General features: G+C 66.2%; 16 protein-coding genes and 1 other RNA gene. 2 read left to right on the top strand and 15 right to left on the bottom strand.

The annotated features are described in order from the left end of the window. Positions 1-33: 33 nt before the first annotated feature. From ftsA to rsmI, 15 genes are all read right to left on the bottom strand, one after another. Positions 34-1,266, bottom strand: a complete 1,233-nt coding sequence (ftsA, locus tag VGM61_RS14805) for a cell division protein FtsA (protein WP_250624972.1) — start codon at positions 1,264-1,266, stop codon at positions 34-36. Further along, positions 1,263-2,012, bottom strand: a complete 750-nt coding sequence (locus tag VGM61_RS14810; RefSeq protein ID WP_331523610.1) for a cell division protein FtsQ/DivIB — start codon at positions 2,010-2,012, stop codon at positions 1,263-1,265. The genes ftsA and VGM61_RS14810 overlap by 4 nt, the downstream gene beginning before the upstream one ends. Further along, positions 2,009-2,995 (bottom strand): D-alanine--D-alanine ligase, encoded by a 987-nt coding sequence (locus VGM61_RS14815; RefSeq protein WP_331523611.1) that lies wholly within the window; start codon positions 2,993-2,995, stop codon positions 2,009-2,011. The genes VGM61_RS14810 and VGM61_RS14815 overlap by 4 nt, the downstream gene beginning before the upstream one ends. Next, positions 2,992-4,434 carry a UDP-N-acetylmuramate--L-alanine ligase gene (gene murC, locus VGM61_RS14820; RefSeq protein ID WP_331523612.1) on the bottom strand — a complete coding sequence of 481 codons (1,443 nt, stop codon included), beginning with the start codon at positions 4,432-4,434 and terminating at the stop codon, positions 2,992-2,994. Before murC ends, VGM61_RS14815 begins: the two co-directional genes overlap by 4 nt. Then, complete coding sequence (gene murG, locus VGM61_RS14825; RefSeq protein ID WP_331523613.1) at positions 4,431-5,504, bottom strand: undecaprenyldiphospho-muramoylpentapeptide beta-N-acetylglucosaminyltransferase; 1,074 nt, start codon at positions 5,502-5,504, stop codon at positions 4,431-4,433. Before murG ends, murC begins: the two co-directional genes overlap by 4 nt. Next, positions 5,501-6,721 (bottom strand): putative lipid II flippase FtsW, encoded by a 1,221-nt coding sequence (ftsW, locus tag VGM61_RS14830; RefSeq protein WP_331523614.1) that lies wholly within the window; start codon positions 6,719-6,721, stop codon positions 5,501-5,503. The genes murG and ftsW overlap by 4 nt, the downstream gene beginning before the upstream one ends. Further along, positions 6,721-7,803 (bottom strand): phospho-N-acetylmuramoyl-pentapeptide-transferase, encoded by a 1,083-nt coding sequence (mraY, locus tag VGM61_RS14835; protein ID WP_331523615.1) that lies wholly within the window; start codon positions 7,801-7,803, stop codon positions 6,721-6,723. Before mraY ends, ftsW begins: the two co-directional genes overlap by 1 nt. After that, positions 7,793-9,154: a UDP-N-acetylmuramoyl-tripeptide--D-alanyl-D-alanine ligase gene (locus VGM61_RS14840; protein ID WP_331523616.1), complete on the bottom strand. Its 1,362-nt coding sequence runs from the start codon at positions 9,152-9,154 to the stop codon at positions 7,793-7,795. Before VGM61_RS14840 ends, mraY begins: the two co-directional genes overlap by 11 nt. Then, positions 9,151-10,632, bottom strand: coding sequence for a UDP-N-acetylmuramoyl-L-alanyl-D-glutamate--2,6-diaminopimelate ligase (locus tag VGM61_RS14845; RefSeq protein ID WP_331523617.1), 1,482 nt, complete (start codon positions 10,630-10,632; stop codon positions 9,151-9,153). The genes VGM61_RS14840 and VGM61_RS14845 overlap by 4 nt, the downstream gene beginning before the upstream one ends. Beyond that, the gene (locus VGM61_RS14850) at positions 10,629-12,437 is read right to left on the bottom strand and encodes a penicillin-binding protein 2 (protein ID WP_331523618.1); all 1,809 of its coding nucleotides are present in this window, start codon (positions 12,435-12,437) and stop codon (positions 10,629-10,631) included. The genes VGM61_RS14845 and VGM61_RS14850 overlap by 4 nt, the downstream gene beginning before the upstream one ends. Continuing rightward, positions 12,434-12,703, bottom strand: a complete 270-nt coding sequence (ftsL, locus tag VGM61_RS14855; protein WP_331523619.1) for a cell division protein FtsL — start codon at positions 12,701-12,703, stop codon at positions 12,434-12,436. Before ftsL ends, VGM61_RS14850 begins: the two co-directional genes overlap by 4 nt. Next, positions 12,700-13,626 (bottom strand): 16S rRNA (cytosine(1402)-N(4))-methyltransferase RsmH, encoded by a 927-nt coding sequence (rsmH, locus tag VGM61_RS14860; RefSeq protein WP_331523620.1) that lies wholly within the window; start codon positions 13,624-13,626, stop codon positions 12,700-12,702. The genes ftsL and rsmH overlap by 4 nt, the downstream gene beginning before the upstream one ends. 43 nt (positions 13,627-13,669) lie before the next feature. Continuing rightward, entirely contained in the window at positions 13,670-14,116 is a 447-nt protein-coding gene (gene mraZ / locus VGM61_RS14865) for a division/cell wall cluster transcriptional repressor MraZ (protein ID WP_331523621.1), read from the bottom strand. Positions 14,117-14,348: 232 nt separating this feature from the next. Then, an RNA gene (gene rnpB, locus VGM61_RS14870) (RNase P RNA component class A) lies at positions 14,349-14,713 on the bottom strand. 61 nt (positions 14,714-14,774) lie between these two features. Then, positions 14,775-15,596, bottom strand: a complete 822-nt coding sequence (gene rsmI / locus VGM61_RS14875; protein ID WP_331523623.1) for a 16S rRNA (cytidine(1402)-2'-O)-methyltransferase — start codon at positions 15,594-15,596, stop codon at positions 14,775-14,777. Between the two features lie 145 nt (positions 15,597-15,741). On the opposite strand from rsmI, the gene VGM61_RS14880 reads away from it, so the two are divergent. Further along, positions 15,742-17,541, top strand: coding sequence for a penicillin-binding protein activator (locus VGM61_RS14880; RefSeq protein ID WP_331523624.1), 1,800 nt, complete (start codon positions 15,742-15,744; stop codon positions 17,539-17,541). A gap of 48 nt (positions 17,542-17,589) precedes the next feature. Continuing rightward, a complete protein-coding gene (locus tag VGM61_RS14885) occupies positions 17,590-17,964 on the top strand; it encodes a YraN family protein (protein ID WP_331523625.1) in 375 nt (124 codons plus the stop codon). Positions 17,965-18,165 lie beyond the last annotated feature (201 nt).

An 18,165-nucleotide genomic window follows, 5' to 3' on the forward strand; every position in this document is an offset into this window, starting at 1 on the left:
CCGGGGCCGTCTTCCTGTCAGCCCCGTCGATCCCTAGAAGTTCTTGCTTATCCAGCCGCGCAACTTGCCCACCATGCCGCCGACCGATCCGCCTACCGGGCCGCCTGCGCGGACACCGGACGAACGCGAGCCGTGCAGCAACAGGCCCACGCCCGTGGCGTGCAATTCATTGGAGATCACGTCGCCAAGGCCGGAGATGTGCTGCGGCACACCCACGCGCACCATCTTGTGGAAGATCTCTTCGGCCAGTTCCAGGGCGCCTTCCATTTTCGAGGCGCCGCCTGTGAGCACGATGCCCGCGGCCACCAGGCTCTCGTAGCCGGAGCGGCGCAGTTCGTCCTGCACCATTTCGAAGATCTCTTCGTAGCGCGCCTGTACCGACTGCGCCAGCGACTGGCGTGCCAGGCGGCGCGGCGGGCGATCGCCGACGGAAGGCACCTGGATGGTTTCCTCCGCGTGCGCCAGTTGCGCCAGCGCACAGGCGTACTTGATCTTGATTTCCTCCGCGTGCGCGGTAGGGGTATGCACGCCATAGGCGATGTCGTTGGTGACCTGGTCACCGCCTACCGGCAGTGACTTGGTGTAACGGATCGCGCCCTGGGTATAGATGGCTATGTCGGTGGTGCCGGCGCCGATATCCACCAGGCACACGCCAAGCTCGAGCTCGTCTTCGGTCAACACGGCCTTGGCACTGGCCACGGCGGCCGGCACCAGTTCGTCCACTGACAGTCCGCAGCGCTGGATGCACTTGGAAATGTTCGACACCGCACTGGCCGCGCCGGTCACCAGGTGCACGCTGGCCTCCAGGCGCACGCCGCTCATGCCCACCGGATGGCGGATGCCGTCCTGGCCGTCGATGCGGTATTCCTGCGATTCCTTGTAGAGTACCTTGCGGTCGGCAGGAATGGCCACGGCGCTGGCGGCCTCGAGTACTTGCTCAAGATCCCCCGCGGTGACTTCGCGGTCGCGGATGGCAGCGGTGCCGTGGGAGTTCTTCGTCTCCAGGTGGGAACCTGAGATCGAGGCGAACACCGAGCGGATATCGCAACCGGCCATCAGTTCGGCTTCTTCCACCGCGCGCTGGATGGAGTGCACGGTGGATTCGATGTCCACCACCGAGCCGCGCTTCATGCCACGCGACACGTGCGAGCCGATGCCGATCACCTCGATCGGTTCGCCGGGCTCGTATTCGCCCACGATGGCCACGACCTTGGAGGTGCCTATGTCCAGTCCGACCACGAGCTGCTTATCGTTTTTATTCTTCATGTGCGCGGGGCGCTCCGGGTGTCGGTGGCAGCGGGGGCCTGGGCCTGCGGCCAGCTGACGGCAAATCCATTGGTGTAACGAAGGTCCACCGAGGCGAAGCCGCCGGGATGGGTTGAGGCCAGTTGCGGGTACACATCCAGGAACCGGCGCAACCGCCGGTCCACCTGGTCGCCGTCGCCGATCACCACTTCGGCACCGCTGGCGGTGACCACGGCCCAGCTTCCGCGATTGCTCAAGGTGACACCGGCTACCTTCAGGTGCGAGCCGGCGAACTGCTTCTGTGCCTGTGCGTAGAAACTCACCACTTCAGCCAGGCGCGCGTCGGGCCCCCGCAACTGTGGCAGGCCGTCCATGTGCTCGGCCTCGCGGGCCGGGAACACCTTGCCCTGGCGGCTGATGAGGTCGTTGTCGTTCCAGCGTGCGAACGGCTGGCGCTCGTAGATGCGCAACAGGATCGTATCTGGCCAGTGCTTGCGCGCCTCGACGGACTCCACCCACGGCAGGGCAGCAATCGATTTACGCACCTCGTCCAGGTCGGCGGCGAAGAAACCCCGGCCCAGTTGCGGCATCACCGCACCCTTGATCTGGCCATCGGTAACGTGCACGAATTCAGCTTCCACCTTCAGCTGCTTTACCGGCCAGCGGGTGGCGGCGAACCAGCCTTGCAGCACGCCCACGATGGGCAGCGCCACCAGCATGATGGCGATGCCCCAGGCAACGACACGCGTGGTAGCGCCGGCCCTCATGGGGTGACCTCGGCGAAGGTGTTGCCGTCGGCGTCGCGCAGCGACGTCTCCAGCACGCGCCAGCAGACGCTGGCGAAATCGATGCCGGCCTGCGCCGCCGCCTTGGGCACCAGCGAATGGGCGGTCATACCCGGCGCGGTGTTCACTTCGAGCAGCCAGTTGCGGCCCTCACGATCGCGCATCACGTCGACGCGGCCCCAGCCGGCGCAGCCCAGTGCGTCGAAGGCACGTAAGGCCAGCGCACGGAGTTCAGTCTCGGCCTCGCCCTCGAGGCCGGGACACAGGTAGAGCGTGTCGTCGGCGATGTACTTGGCGTTGTAATCGTAGAACGCGCCCTTGGGCACGATATGGATCGAAGGCATCACTTCGCGGCCGAGCACGGCGATGGTGAGTTCGTCGCCCTCGATCAGGGTTTCCATCAGCAGTTCACCCGGATAGCGCGCGGCAAGTTCCACCGCGGCGTCAAGATCGGCGTGGGTGAACACGCGGGTAATACCTACGCTCGAACCTTCACTGGCGGGTTTCACGATCAGCGGGAAGCCGATCTTCGCGGCGGCGGCATGGATGTCATCGCCCTTCTTCAAGGCAATGTATGCCGGTGTCGGCAGGTCCAGGGCCTGCCAGACCATCTTCGAACGCACCTTGTCCATCGACAGCGCCGAACCCAGCACGCCGGAACCTGTGTACGGGATATTGAGCGACTCCAGCGCGCCCTGCAGCACGCCGTCTTCACCACCGCCATGCTGGCCATGGAGAATATTGAACACGCGTGCAAAGTGGCCTGCGCGCAGGGCGTCCAGCAGGGCGGGAATGCCATCGATGGCATGGGCGTCCACGCCACGCTGGCGCAGCGCCTCGAGCACATTGCGGCCTGAGTCGAGCGAGACCTCACGTTCGGCGGAGCTGCCACCCATGACCACGGCGACGCGGCCGAACTGAGCCGGATCGGTGACGGTGAAGGCGATGGGCGAGGAGCTGGTCATGCCTGCGTGGTCCTCAAGGATGCGCTATTGCCCAGTTCGAGTGCGGCGTGGCCGATGTCGCCGGCGCCGAGCATCAGCAGGATGTCGCCATCGCGCAGCAGTGCCGGCAGGGTCGCGGCAAGGTCGCGCGGATGGTCCACCAGCACCGGATCCACCTTGCCGCGGGCGCGCACCGCACGGGCCAGCGCGCGGCCGTCGGCACCGGCAATGGGTGCCTCGCCGGCCGGATACACCTCGGTCAGGAGCAGCACATCAGGTTCGGTCAGCACCTTGGCGAAATCGTCCATGAGATCGCGCGTGCGGCTATAGCGATGCGGCTGGAAGGCCACCACCAGGCGCCGGTTGGGCCAGCCGCCACGGGCGGCGGCGAAGACCGCGGCCAGTTCACGCGGGTGATGGCCGTAGTCATCCACCAGCAGCGCGGTGCCATGGTCCAGGGCGATTTCGCCACGGGCGTGGAATCGGCGGCCGACACCCTGGAACTCGGCCATCGCGCGCGCGATGGCTTCGGCCTCCACGCCCAGCTGCCAACCGACGGTGGCGGCGGCCATGGCATTGAGCACGTTGTGCCGGCCAGGCAGATTCAGCACCACCGGCAGCGGCTCGGGCAGACCCGGCAGGTGCAGGTCGAAATGCATATGGAAGCCGTCCTGGCGCACGTTGGTGGCGCGGACATCGGCGTCGGGGTTGTCGATGCCGTAGGTCATCGCGCGGCGCACGGTGGTGTTGGCAAGTTCCGCCACCTCCGGATCGTCCACGCATAGCACCGCCAGGCCATAGAACGGCAGGCGGTGCAGGAAATCGGCGAAGGCCTTCTTCACCTTGGCGAAGTCGCCGCCGTAGTTCTCCAGATGGTCGGCGTCGATGTTGGTCACCACCGCCATCACCGGTGACAACAACAGGAACGAACCATCGGATTCGTCGGCCTCGGCTACCAGGTATTGTCCGGCGCCGAGGCGGGCGTTGGCGCCGGCGGCGTTGAGCTGGCCGCCGATCACGAATGTCGGGTCGTAGCCGGCCTCAGCCAGCACGCTGGCGGTGAGACTGGTGGTAGTGGTCTTGCCGTGGGTGCCGGCGATGGCGATGCCGCGCCGGAAGCGCATCAGTTCACCGAGCATTTCCGCACGAGGGATCACCGCGGTGCGTGCATCATGGGCCGCGACCAGCTCCACATTGTCCCGGGCGATCGCGCTGGAGGTCACCACCACGTCGGCGCCCTGCACGTTCTCGGGCCGGTGACCCACGTGCACGGTGATGCCCAGCGATTCCAGGCGGCGCGTCGTGGCGCTGGCGGCGCGATCGGAACCGGACACGGTATAGCCCAAGTTGCGCAGTACCTCGGCGATGCCGCTCATACCGACGCCACCGATGCCGATGAAGTGCACGGCACGGAAGGACGACATGAAGTCGTCGGTGGCTCCGAGGCGGACGGGCGTCATGCGGCCACCTCCAGGCAGGCGCGGGCGATGGCGTCGGCCGCGTCGGGCTTGGCCAGCGAGCGCGCAGCCTGGGCCATCGACACCATGCGATGGCGGTCGCCCAGCAATTCGCGCAGGCGCGTGGACAGTGCGGTTGCGTCCATGCCGCGCTCGGCGACGAGCTCGGCGGCGCCGGCGGCCACCAGGGTCTGCGCGTTGCGCGTCTGGTGATCATCCACGGCATGGGGGAAGGGAATCAATACGGCGCCAAGGCCCGCGGCGGTAAGTTCAGCGATGGTCAAAGCTCCGGCACGGCAGACGGCGAGGTCGGCCCAGCCGTAGGCGGCGGCCATGTCCTCGATGAAAGGTTCGATGCGCGCGGTGACACCGGCATCGGCGTAAGCCTTGCGAGCCTCCTCGACACCACGGGCACCGCACTGGTGCAGCACTTCGGGGCGATGTTCTTCCGGAAGCAGCGCGAGCGCCCCGGGAACGGCAAGGTTCAACGCCCGCGCACCCAGGCTACCGCCGAGCACCAGCAGGCGGCGCTGGCCGTGACGGCCATCGAAACGCAGGTCCGGCGCCGGCAGGGCCGCGATCGCCGCGCGCACCGGGTTGCCCACCCACTCGGCGTTCGGCAGTGCGTCGGCGAACCCCGCCAGCACACGGCGTGCCAGGCGCGCCAGCACCTTGTTGGTGAAACCGGCCACGCGGTTCTGTTCGTGCACAAGCAGTGGCCGGCCGGACATCCAGGTGGCGATGCCGGCGGGACCGGCGACGTAGCCACCCATCGACAGCACGCTGCGCGGCTGCAGCGAACCAAGTACCTTGCGCGAGGCGATCAATGAGCGCAGCAACATCAGCGGCGCAGCCAGGCGCGTGCGCAGGCCCTTGCCGCGCAGGCCGCCCACGGCCACGGTATGCAGGTCGATGCCATGTGCAGGCACGACACGGGTTTCCATGCCACCTTCGGCACCCAGCCACACTACCGGTACGCCCTGCGCACGCAGCGATTCGGCCACGGCAAGCCCAGGGAAAATATGGCCGCCGGTGCCGCCGGCCATGATCAGCACGGGTGCCTGCGCGCTCATGCGGCCTCCGCCTGTTCCAGCGGCGCACTGATGCCGTCGGTCGCCACGCGCGGACCCATAGCGCGGGCATCGATGGCCCGGTTGATCTCGAACGTGGCGCGCAGCAGCACGCCCACCATCACGCATGTCAGCAGCACCGATGAACCGCCGTAGCTGATCAGCGGCAGGGTCAGGCCTTTGGTCGGCAGTACGCCCAGGTTCACGCCAATCGAGACGATCGCCTGCAGGCCGATCATCAGCGAAAGCCCAAAGGCGATGTAGCCGGCGAAGCGCTGGCCGATCTCGACCCCACGCAGGCCGATCACCAGGCCGCGGCCCACCAGCACCGCGAACAGCGCGATGACGAACAGCACGCCGGCCAGGCCCAGCTCCTCGGCAATCACGGACAGGATGAAATCGGTGTGTGCCTCGGGCAGGTAGAAGAGCTTCTGCACGCTCGAACCCAGGCCCACGCCCAGCCACTCACCGCGGCCGATGGCGATCAGCGCCTGGGTGAGCTGGAAGCCATCGTCGTAAGGGTGTGCCCAGGGGTCGAGGAACGAGGTCAACCGCTTCATGCGGTAGTCCTCGGTCATCGCCGCCCAGGCAATCGCCGGCACCAGCGGCAGACCCAGCAGCACGAGGTTGCGCATGCGCGCGCCGGCCAGCCAGATCATGCCCACCGTCACGGCGATCACCAATGCCGATGAGCCGAAGTCCGGCTGCGCCAGCAGCAGTACGACCACGAAGCCCGCCACCAGCAACGGCTTGACCACGCCGAACAGTTTGTATTCCACCCCGTCGCGATGCCGCACCAGGTAGCTGGCCAGGTACACCACCAGCACCAGCTTCATCGCCTCTACCGGCTGGAAACTGGTGATGAAAAGGTTTAGCCAGCGGCGCGCGCCATTGATGCGCATGCCCAACACCGGCAGGAATACCCCCAGCAGCATGATCACGGCCAGCAGCATCAGCAGGAAGCTGTGCTTCTCCAGCGTCTTCAGTTCCGTGCGCGCGGCGACCACCGCGCACAGGAAGCCGAGCGAGATGAACAGCGTGTGGCGCTTGAGGAAATAGAACGCGCCCTTGTTGGCACCATCGGCAACCGCGATGGAACTGGAGGCGATCATCACCAGCCCCATGCTCACCAGCAGGATCGCCGCCACCAGCAGCAGCATGTCGTAGTGGCCGCGCGGCCCCTGCCGCCGCCGTGCCTGGGATGCGTCGAACAGGCCCATCACCGCACCTTCAACGTGGCAAGGCCCACCAGCACAAGGACGACGCTGATGATCCAGAAACGAACGATGACCCGGGTTTCGGGCCAGCCCTTGAGTTCGAAATGGTGATGCACCGGTGCCATGCGGAAGATGCGCTTGCCGCGCAGCTTGAAGCTGGCCACTTGCAACATGACGGACGCGGTTTCCATCACGAACACCCCGCCCATCACCAGCAGCACGATCTCCTGGCGAACGATCACCGCCACCACGCCCAGCGCCGCGCCGATCGCCAGCGCACCGACATCACCCATGAACACCTGGGCGGGATAGGTATTGAACCAGAGGAAGCCCAGGCCCGCGCCGGCCAGCGCACCGCAATACACCGCCATTTCGCCGGCGCCAGGAATAGAGGGGATGCCCAGGTACTCGGAGAACACGCGGTTGCCCGCCAGATAGGCAAACACGCCAAGTGCGCCGGACACCAGCACGCTGGGCATGATCGCCAGCCCATCCAGGCCGTCGGTAAGGTTCACCGCATTGGAGAAGCCGACGATGATGAAATAGGCGATCACCACGAACGCCAGCCCCAGCGGCAACGCCACCTGCTTGAAGAGCGGCACATACAGGGCTGTCTCGGCCGGCAGCACGTGCGTGTGATACAGGAACACCGCCGCACCCAGTCCGAATACCGATTGCCAGAAATACTTCCAGCGACTGGCCAGGCCCCGGCTGTCCTTCAGCACCAGCTTGCGGTAATCGTCGTAGAAGCCGATCACGCCGAAGGCAAGCATCACGCCCAGCACCACCCATACATAGCGGTTGCGCAGGTCCGCCCACAGCAGTGTGCTGATGGTGACGGCGAAGAGGATAAGCGTGCCACCCATGGTCGGTGTACCGGCCTTCACCAGGTGTGTCTGCGGACCGTCGCTGCGCACCACCTGGCCGGCCTTCAGCGCGGCCAGGCGGCGGATCATCGCCGGGCCCAGCAACAGCGATACCGCCAGTGCGGTGAGCGCCGCCATGATCGTGCGGAAGGTGATGTACTGGAACAGGTGCAGCGCCGTGAAATGGCGGGCCATCCAGTCGGCAAGTTCAAGCAGCATCGGCGCCCCCGCTGGCATGTTTCACGAGTGCCGCTACGACACGTTCCATGGCCGACGATCGCGAGCCTTTGACCAGCACCGTGACACCGGCCTTCAGATCGGCGATCACGGCATCGGCCAGCGCCTGTTGGCCGTCGAAATGACGGGCGCCCTCACCGAAGGCCTGCACCGCGGACGCCGACAGCGGGCCGGTGGCATACAGGCGGTCGATGCCGCGTGCGCGCGCCAGTTCACCCACTTGCGCGTGCATGGGGGCAGCATCGGGCCCAAGCTCGGCCATGTCGCCCAAGAGCAGCCAGCGTTCACCGGTAGCCAGCGCAAGCGTATCGATGGCCGCGGCGGTAGAACCCGGGTTGGCGTTGTAGCTGTCGTCGATCATGGTCCAGCCACCGGCCATCGGCTGCAGGTTCAAGCGCCCGGGCACGCGCGGAACGTGCTCGAGGCCTTCGACGATGGTATCGAGCGGGACATCAAGCGCCACGGCGATCGCCGCGGCAGCCAGGGCGTTGGCTACGTTGTGGCGACCGCCCAGCGGCAGCTCGATGTCGGCATCGCCCTGTGGAGTGGACAGCACGAAGTGCGAGCTCTCCGGGCGCAGTTCGACAATGTCCGCACCGATGTCCGCGGCATGATCAAGGCCGAAGCGCAGAACGCGGCGCCCCCCGGCCATGCCCATGAACATCGGCGCGAAGGCATCGTCGGCGTTGACGATGGCCACGCCGTCGGCAGGCAAGGCGTGGTACAGCGCGCCCTTGGTTTCGGCCACGCCCTCGACGGTTCCCATGCGCGCAAGATGCGCCGGGGCGATGCCATTGACGAGGCCGATGTCTGGCCTTGCGATGGCAGCGAGGTATTCGATGTCGCCCGGCTTGCCGGCGCCCATCTCCAGCACCGCGTATTCGGTAGCCGGCGGCATGCCCAGCAGGGTAAGCGGCAGGCCGATCTCGTTGTTGAAATTGCCGCTGTTGACGTGCGTGCGGCCGTGGCGGGACAGGATGGACGCGGCAAGCGTCTTCACCGTGGTCTTGCCGTTCGATCCGGTGATGCCGATCACGCGTACGTCCGACTGGGCGCGCATGGCGCTGGCGAGGTCACCCAGCGCCAGCAGCGTGTCGTCCACCACGACCTGCGCGATCGGCGCGGGCACCTGACGGGTGACCAGTGCGGCCACCGCGCCGCGCGTGGCGGCATCGGCGACAAATTCATGGCCATCATGCCGTTCGCCGACCAGCGCCACGAAGAGGTCGCCAGGCTTGATCGTGCGCGTGTCGATGGACACGCCACCGACATCGCCGTCGCCGCCCTGCAGCGTGCCGTGGGTCCACAGCGCGATGGTGGACAGCCGCATCATGCACGGGCCTCCATGGCGGCGCGGGCCACCGCCATGTCATCGAACGGACGCTTGCCCTGCGCGCCTTCCTGGTAGGTTTCGTGGCCCTTGCCGGCGACGAGGATCACGTCATCCTTGCGGGCCTGGCGAAGGGCAAGGCGAATGGCCGCCTCGCGATCGCGTTCAACCACGGCGGCGTCGGCGCGGGTAAACCCGGCCAGGATCTGCGCCACGATCGTGTCGCCGTCCTCGCCCCGCGGATTGTCGTCGGTAACAATCGCAAGGTCAGCGAGTTTCTCGGCGATCGCACCCATTTGCGGTCGCTTGCCCGGATCGCGCTCTCCGCCGCAGCCGAATACGCAAATTACTTTGCCGGTGGTATGCGCGCGCACCGAGCTCAGTGCCTGGGTAAGTGCATCGGGCGTGTGGGCGTAATCGACTACCAGAAGCGGCTTGCCGCGCTCGCCACCGAGACGGTTCATGCGGCCTTCCACGGGCTCAAGCGCCGTGACCGCGCTGACGATGGATTCGAACGACTCCCCGGACGCTCCCAGCACGGCAACGACGGCCAGCAGGTTCGCCACATTGAACCGGCCGATAAGACGGCTGCGGATCACCCGCACGCCCCACGGGGTGGTCAACTCGAAGGCAATGCCCTGGCCATTGGTGGTGATCATCGACGCGCGGACGTCGGCATCGCTGCCGCCAGCGGTACTGGTGCGCCATACCTGCACGCCCTCCCCTACCTGCTTGACCAGCTTGGCGCCAAACGGATCGTCGACGTTGATCACCGCATGGCGCAGGCCCGGCCAGGTGAAGAGCTTCGCCTTGGCCGCGCCGTAGGCTTCCATCGTGCCGTGGTAGTCCAGGTGGTCGCGGGTAAGGTTGGTGAACACCGCGATGTCGAAGGCCACCGCGTTCACCCGGCCCTGCTCGAGTGCATGGGAGGAAACTTCCATCGCAACATGCGTGGCCCCTGCGGCGCGGAACGCCGCCATCTCCGCTTGCATGCTGATGGCGTCGGGCGTGGTGCGTTCGCCGGCCACCACCGCGCCATGCAGGCCCGCGCCAAGCGTACCGATGGTGGCCGTGCGTTTGCCCAGCGCGGTGAAGGCCTGCGCCAGCATCTGCACCGTGGATGTCTTGCCGTTGGTTCCGGTCACGCCGACCACGGTCATCGCTTCGGACGCACGGCCGTGGACACGCGCGGCCAGTTCGCCGACGTGGCGGCGCAGGTGCTTGATGGAAAGCACCTGGGTGGCAGGCTTGACCGCATCTGCAGGTAACGGCACCTCGGCCAGCACGATGGCGGCACCTGCCTCCACGGCGGAAGCCGCATAGGCCATGCCGTGCTCGCGGGTGCCGGCCAGCGCGATGAATGCGTCGCCCGGCTTCACCTGGCGCGAGTCAAGGGTAAGGCCAGACACGACGATGTCGCCCCGCTTGCCGGCGTCGGCGATGCCATCGAGCAGGGTGGACAGGCTCATCGGCTCGCTCATGGCACCGCCTCTTCGGCGGCCGATTCGTCGGCGGCCGGCGGCGGCATGCTGGTGGCGCCGATCATGCCACCCTGGCTCGGGCCGCCGGCATACCAGCGGCCGACATTATCGGGCGGAATGTCGAGCAGGCGTACCGCGCCCTCCATCACCTGGGCGAAGGCGGGGCCTGCGACCGAGCCGCCGTAATAGGAGCGTGTCTTGGGGCCGTTGATCACCACCGCCGTCACCAGGCGCGGGGCGCTTGCCGGGACCATGCCGACGAACAGCGAGATGTAACCCTTCGCATCGTAACCGCCGGCGTTCGCCTTGTGCGAGGTACCCGTCTTGCCGGCAACGCTGTAGTTGGCCACGGCAGCGAAGGGTGAACCCGTGCCGCCGGGTGCGACCACCGTTTCGAGCATCCGCACCAGCTCACCGGCGATTTCCGGCGTGGTGGCCTGCTGGGGCGGGTTGTCCTGGCCCTTGACGAAACTCGGAGACCGCAGCACACCACCGTTGCCGATCGCGGCGTAGGCCGAGGCCAGCTGCAGCGGGGTGACGTTGAGGTTGTAGCCGAAGGCGATGCGCGATTTCTCGATCGGCTTCCAGGTTCGGCCCACCGGAAGGTAGCCGGCGGCCTCGCCAGGGAAACCGCTGCCGGTGCTGCTGCCGAAACCAAACGCCTTGTAGGTGTTGTACAGCAGGTCGGTGTCCAGGGTCATGGCGATCTTCGCCGCACCCACGTTCGACGACTTGGTGATCACGCCTGTGGGCGTGAGCGTGCCCCAGTTATGCGTGTCGCGGATCGGATGGCCGCCCAGCATCCAGGTGCCGGGCGAAGTCTCGATCAACGGGCTGGTGGGTGTGTACTTGCCCGATGTGAGCGCGGCCGTGAGCGTAAAGGCTTTGATGGTGGAGCCCGGCTCCACGACGTCGGTCATGGCGCGGTTGCGACGATCGTTCGGCGTGCTGCCGCGCACGTTGTTCGGATTGAAATCGGGAAGGTTGGCCATGGCCAGTACTTCGCCGGTGTGTACGTCGAGCATGACGATGGAGCCAGAATCCGCGTCGAACTTCTGGATGGTTTCCCGCAGTGCGCTGTAGGCCAGGTACTGGATGCGACGGTCGATGGACAGCGTGATGTCGCGGCCAGGTTGCGGCTCGCGCACCTGCTCGACATCTTCCACCGTGTGCCCCATGCGGTCACGGATTACACGTTTTGAGCCAGGCTTGCCGGCCAGCCAGTCGTCGAAGGCGAGTTCCAGGCCTTCCTGCCCGCGGTCGTCGATATTGGTGAATCCAAGAATATGGGCGGTGACGGATCCCGACGGGTAGTAACGGCGGAACTCCCGCTGCCCGTTCACGCCTGGGATCTTCATATCCATGATGGCCTGCGCGCGGTCCGGGCGCATCTGGCGGATCAGGTACATGAACTCGCGGTCCGAGCGCTGTTCGAGCTTGGATTTCAGGTCGGCCGCGTCCATGCCCAGCGCCTTGGCGAGTTCCGGGATGCGGTCTTCGTTTTCCAGCACTTCCGGCGGATTGGCCCAGATCGACATCACCGGCGTGGACACCGCCAGCGGCTCTCCATTGCGGTCGAAGATGGTGCCGCGCGACACCGCGATCGGCACTTCACGCAGGAAACGGGCGTCGCCCTGGTCCTGGTAGAACTGCTTGCGCACCACCTGCAGGTCGAAGGCGCGCACGACCAGCCCGACGGAAGCCAGGCCCAGCAATACGAGCACCAGCGTCATGCGCTTGCGCGTGGACGGGCCCTGGCCACGACGGCGGCTGGGAACCGGGGTGCGGTCGACACGGAATTTCATCGGCGCACCAGCTGGATGTCCTGCGGTCGCGGATCGAGCATGCCCAGCTTCCGCGCCTCGGCATCGATGCGCGCAGGCTCAGCCCACGTGGCCTGCTCCAGTTCCAGGCGGCCATATTCGATGTTGAGATCGTCGCGCTGGTCCTGCAGGCGGGTAAGGTCGATGAACAGCATGCGGCTCTCGTGGCGCGTCCACACCACGGCCACGGCACTGGAAAGCGTGGCGGCCAGCAGCATCAGCAGCACGATGGCGCCGAAGATCTTCATATGAGCTTCTCCGCCACGCGCAGCACCGCCGAGCGCGACCGCGGGTTCGCGGCGATCTCGGCGTCGGAGGGGAAGATCGCCTTGCCCACCGGCGCCAGTCGGGCCACGGGCTTCGTCAACGCCGGCGGTGCGCGGCGGCTGCCCTGCACGCGGCCTTCGTGGCGACGGATGAATTGCTTGACAGCGCGGTCTTCGAGCGAGTGGAAGCTGATCACCGCCAGGCGGCCGCCGGGGCGCAAGGCCTCCAGCGCGGCATCAAGGCCCTCGTCCAGCGACGAGAGTTCGGCGTTGACCTCGATGCGCAGGGCCTGGAAGGTTCGCGTGGCGGGGTTCTTGCCCGGCTCGCGGCGACCGAGCAGCTTGGCGCAGAAAGCGGCAAGGTCGCCGGTGCGTTCGAAGGGTTGTTCCGCGCGACGGGCGACGATGGCGCGGGCGATGCGTCGGCCATGGCGCTCCTCGCCGTAGGTCCACAGCACCTGGGCGATGTCGTCTTCGCTGGCTTGGGCAAGGAATTGCGCGGCGCTTATCCCGCGGCTGGGATCCATGCGCATGTCCAACGGCGCGTCGGCCATGAAGCTGAAGCCGCGCTCGGCATCGTCGAGCTGCGGCGAGGAAACCCCCAGGTCCAGAAGGATGCCATCCAGGTCCGTGGCTTCACTCCACTGCCCGAGCGTGGCGAAATTCTCGTGGCGAATGGACACGCGGGCATCGCCGGCATGTTCGACGGTAGCCGTGGCGATGGCGGCAGGGTCGCGGTCCATCAGGAACAGGCGGCCGGATTCGGAGAGACGGGAAAGGATGGCGCGGGCATGCCCACCGCGACCAAAAGTGCCATCCAGATATCGACCGCCCGTCCGCACGGCGAGCCCCTCCAAGACTTCGTCCAGCATCACCGGGATATGCCGCAGTTCGCGCCCCGCCATCACTGCATCCCGCTCCCGTTCCACCGCCACCTCGATTGATTTCCTACAAGCGCAAATCGGCCATGTCGTCGCTGATTTCGTCTTCGCCGATGGTCTGGCGGATCTTTGCCAGGTGCGCTTGCTCGCTCCACAGTTCGAACTTGTTGCCCATGCCGAGCAGTACGGCCTTTTTCTCGATGCCTGCCGCTGCGCGCTGGCTCGCCGGGAGCAGGAACCTGGCCGCGCCGTCGAGCTCCACCACGGCTGCCGCACCCACCAGTTTCATCTGCAAGGCCCGGTGGACGGCCTTGACCGTGGGTAGCGCATTGACCTGGTCCCGGACCTTCTCCCATTCCTGATAGGGGAAAATCCAAAGGCAGCCTGTTTCGAACGGGTTGTAGGCGACCACCAGGCGATTTCCGCAGTCAGCCGCTACCGTGTCCCGATATGACGTCGGGATGGTGAGTCGACCCTTGTCGTCGACCGTGATGGCGGTTTCACCTTGGAACACTTACTGACCCCACTATTTTCCACGTTTTTCCACTGGGGCCCACGATAGTCTCGCCACTTGAGACTGTCAAGCGATTTTCACTTGTGAATCAATGAGAAAGCCCACGTTCATCGCAATTTCGGGACGTTTCTGAGGAAGGTGCGTGAGGTAGTTGAATCAGTGGACTTTTTTGCTTTTTGCGAACCACAAAAAAGAAGGGGCGACGTTCACACGTCGCCCCTTCGCCTTGCGTTGGTGGAGTCAGCCTATAAGCCGGGTTCTGTACGCCTTGCGACGCGACAGTCATTCTTCTCGGCCTGGCGTCTCCGCCAGGCTCCAGCAACCTACCCGGGAACAACGCGGGCCGCGTTATGGTTCCCCTATTTGGTCTTGCTCCGGGTGGGGTTTACCTTGCCGTACGACGTTAGCCCCGTACGCGGTGCGCTCTTACCGCACCCTTTCACCCTTACCTGATCCCCTTGCGGGGCCATCGGCGGTCTGCTCTCTGTTGCACTGGCCGTCGGCTCACGCCGCCCAGGAGTTACCTGGCACCCTGCCCTGTGGAGCCCGGACTTTCCTCGATCCGCTTGCGCGGGACGCGACTGTCCGGCCGACTCCGGGATCGATGATACAGCACCAGGCTTAACCACGGTCGACATTGAACCGGCGATCGGCAGATTCATTCACCTGCTTCGTAGAGTTCCTTGCGCGGCGCCCCGCTGATCGCCGCCGCCAGCTTGGCAGCGCGCGAGGCCGGCAGTTCCTCGCGGAGCAACGCAAACACGCGCTTGCCTTCGGCGAGCCTGGCATCGGCGTCATCGCTGGCGCCGGCCACCAACACCACGCACTCGCCCTTTTGCTGGTCCGGATCGCCGGCAACGCGTGCGGCCAGGGCGTCGAGCGGCTCGTCGATCACGGTTTCATAGACCTTGGTCAGCTCGCGGGCCAGGACGGCGGCGCGGGCGCTACCGAAGACATCGCGCATGTCGGACAGCGCCTCGACGATGCGATGGCCTGATTCATAAAAGATGATCGTGCGCGTTTCGGTCGCAAGGGCTTGCAACCGCGTGCGCCGCGCCGAAGCCTTGGCGGCCAGGAAGCCTTCGAAGACGAAGCGATCGCTGGGCAGGCCCGCCACGGACAAAGCCGCGATGGCAGCGCAGGGCCCGGGTACCGGCACCACGCGCAGCCCTTCGGCACGGACCGCGCGAACCAGCCGGAAGCCCGGATCGCTTACCAGCGGCGTGCCGGCGTCGGAAATGAGCGCCACGTCGTCACCGGCCTTCAGCCGGGCGATGACCCCATCCACGGCGTCACGTTCATTATGGTCATGGACCGTCATCAACGCCGTATCGATACCGTGGTGCACCAGCAGCGGGCGGCTATGCCGGGTGTCCTCGGCAGCGATCACGGCCACCTTGCGCAGTACCTGGATGGCGCGCGAGGTGATGTCGTCGCGGTTTCCAATCGGCGTGGCAACGATATAAAGGGAACCAGTCATGGCGGCCGCGGCATCGGTGAAACGGCCAGTGTAGGCGCTAGGCGCGTTGCGGCGCCAACGTCTGGGGCTTCGCACCGGGTCAACGATCGCTTCGGCTATGATCGGCGGCGAACTGGAAACGGTCCCACTTCAGGAATTGATCCGTATGCGCATGCTTCGCCTGCCGGCTGCGGCCGTGGCGCTTTCGATGATGCTGCTGGCCTGCGTGCCACTGCCGGGCACCCGCACGCCTCCTGCCAACGACAGCGCCCAACGCGCCCAGGCGCTGTACACGCGTGGCCAGTTCGAACAATCCGCCGACGCCTATATGACTTTGGCCGGGCAAGACGCCCAATATTCCGACTACTACCGGCTGCTCGCGGCTGAATCCTGGCGCCAGGGCGGCAAACTCGACCGCAGCGAGCAGGCGCTGGCGAACGTCCGTCGCAACCATCTGGAGGGCGAGGACGCCATCCGCTTTGATCTGCTGCGCGCCGAGTTCGCGCTGCGCAGGAACGACCCGGCCACCGCACTGTCCCTGGCGGGCAATCCCGAGCATCCGATCTCCCCGGGCTTGATGGCACGCCTGCTCGAGGTGCGGGCCCGTGCGCAGGCAGCCGGTGGCGATCACTGGTCCGCGGCGCAGACGCGCATCGGCATGGACGCATCCCTTACCGGCATCGATCGCGAGCACAACCGCAAGCTCGCCCTCGCCGAGCTTGTCGCGATGGGCGCCGACAACCTGGCCGCCACCGATGCAAGGCTCGGTGCGGACGACCACCTCAAGCCATGGGTGCATGAAGCCCAGACCCAGCTGGGCGTGGCCGTGGCCCGCGCCCCCGCCCAGCTTGCCCAGCCCGTGGGCACCGTCGGTGCCGGTGGCCAACCGGGCGTGCGCGAAGGTTATCGGGCGCCCACCGCCGTTGCCCTGCTGCTGCCCGCCAGCGGGCCGTTGTCGAGCGCCGGGAATGTCGTTCGCGATGGTTTCTTCGCCGCGTACCTCGACGCCGGCCGCAATGGCGCACCACGCCCCTCGGTCAAGGTATACGACAGCGGTAACGATGCCGCCCATACATTAAGCGCCTACGACCAGGCGGTGAAGGACGGCGCCACGCTGGTCGTGGGACCGCTCAACCGGGACGGCGTGGCCGCCCTGTTCGGTCGCGGCGCCCTGAGCGTGCCGGTGCTGGCGTTGAACCATCCCACCGAACGCGTGCTCCCGCCCGGCGGCGCCAGCGAATTCGGCCTGTTGCCCGAGGCCGAAGGTGCCCAGGTGGCCGATCACATGATCGATCGCGGCATCACCTCGGCAGTGGCCATGCTCAGCAGCGACGATTTCGCCTCGCGCGCTGGCAAGGCTTTCGCGGCCGAATACGCCGCACGCGGTGGCAAGCTCACCCGCACCATCACGCTCCCGGTGAACGCCGTGAACTTCAGCGACCAGATCGACGGCATCGACAGCGCCGAGGGCTCGGGCATTTTCATCAGCATGAAACCGCAACAGGCGCGCCTGTTGCTGCCTCAGCTGCGCCTGGCCAAGGTCACCGCACCGGTCTTCGGCACGTCGCACATCTACGCCGGTGTCGACGACGCCACAAGCGACAAGGACCTCGACGGCGTGGAGTTCTGCGACGCGCCATGGATGTTCGATGCGCAACCGGGCCTTCCCCGCCGCGGCGATCTGTCCGCCGGACTTACCAGCGTGCGGGGAGTGAACGCACGACTGTTCGCGTTCGGCATGGATGCCTGGGCCCTGGTGCCCTATGTCGACTGGCTACGCTCGCACGTGGGCAGTTACCTGCCCGGTGCCAGCGGGCAACTCACCGCCGATGAGTTCGGCCGCGTACGCCGCGTGCTCACCTGGGCGCGCTTCCAGGATGGACTGGCACGCCCGGTTGCCGGCAGCCTGGAAATGGACGCACCCGCTGCCACCGGTATCGAGGACAGTTCCAGCAATACGCAATAACCAATATCGCCGCCGGCACGGATGCCGGCTCATGGTCGAGGGAACGACATGGTCACCCGCCGCCGCCTCACCGGCGACCACTTCGAAACGCTGGCTTGCCTCATGCTCGAAGGGCACGGCCTCACCTGCCTGGCGCGCAATTACCTTACGCGTGATGGCGAAGTGGACCTGATCATGCGCGACGGCCGCGAGCTGGTGTTCGTGGAAGTGCGTTATCGCGCCAGCAACCGTTTCGGCGGCGCGGCGGCATCGATCACACCGGCCAAGCGTCAGCGCATCGTGCGCGCCGCACGCCAGTTCCTGGCCACGCAGCGCGGATATGGCGGCGTCGTCTGTCGCTTTGACGTGGTTGCCTACGATGGCGCTGCCAGCGAACCGACATCGCAATGGTTTCGGGCAGCGTTTGAAGCAGGACAAAGATAGCCGAAAAAAACCTCTTACTTTTGCCGAAAGAAGAGGGGACGGCTTCCATGTTTCGCGCAAAATCGACCTTCTTGCCAACTATTCTGATAATTCAGAATTTTCGTATGTTGATACGCCAAGCGACTCCCTAACGTGCCGCCTCTCGTCTGTCAGTACGGCCCCACGCGCCGTCAGTGCACAGCCAGGCAAACCAAGGGACGT

Origin of the sequence: Pinirhizobacter sp. (assembly GCF_036499745.1) — a bacterium.
Classification (GTDB): Bacteria; Pseudomonadota; Gammaproteobacteria; order Xanthomonadales; family Rhodanobacteraceae; genus Pinirhizobacter.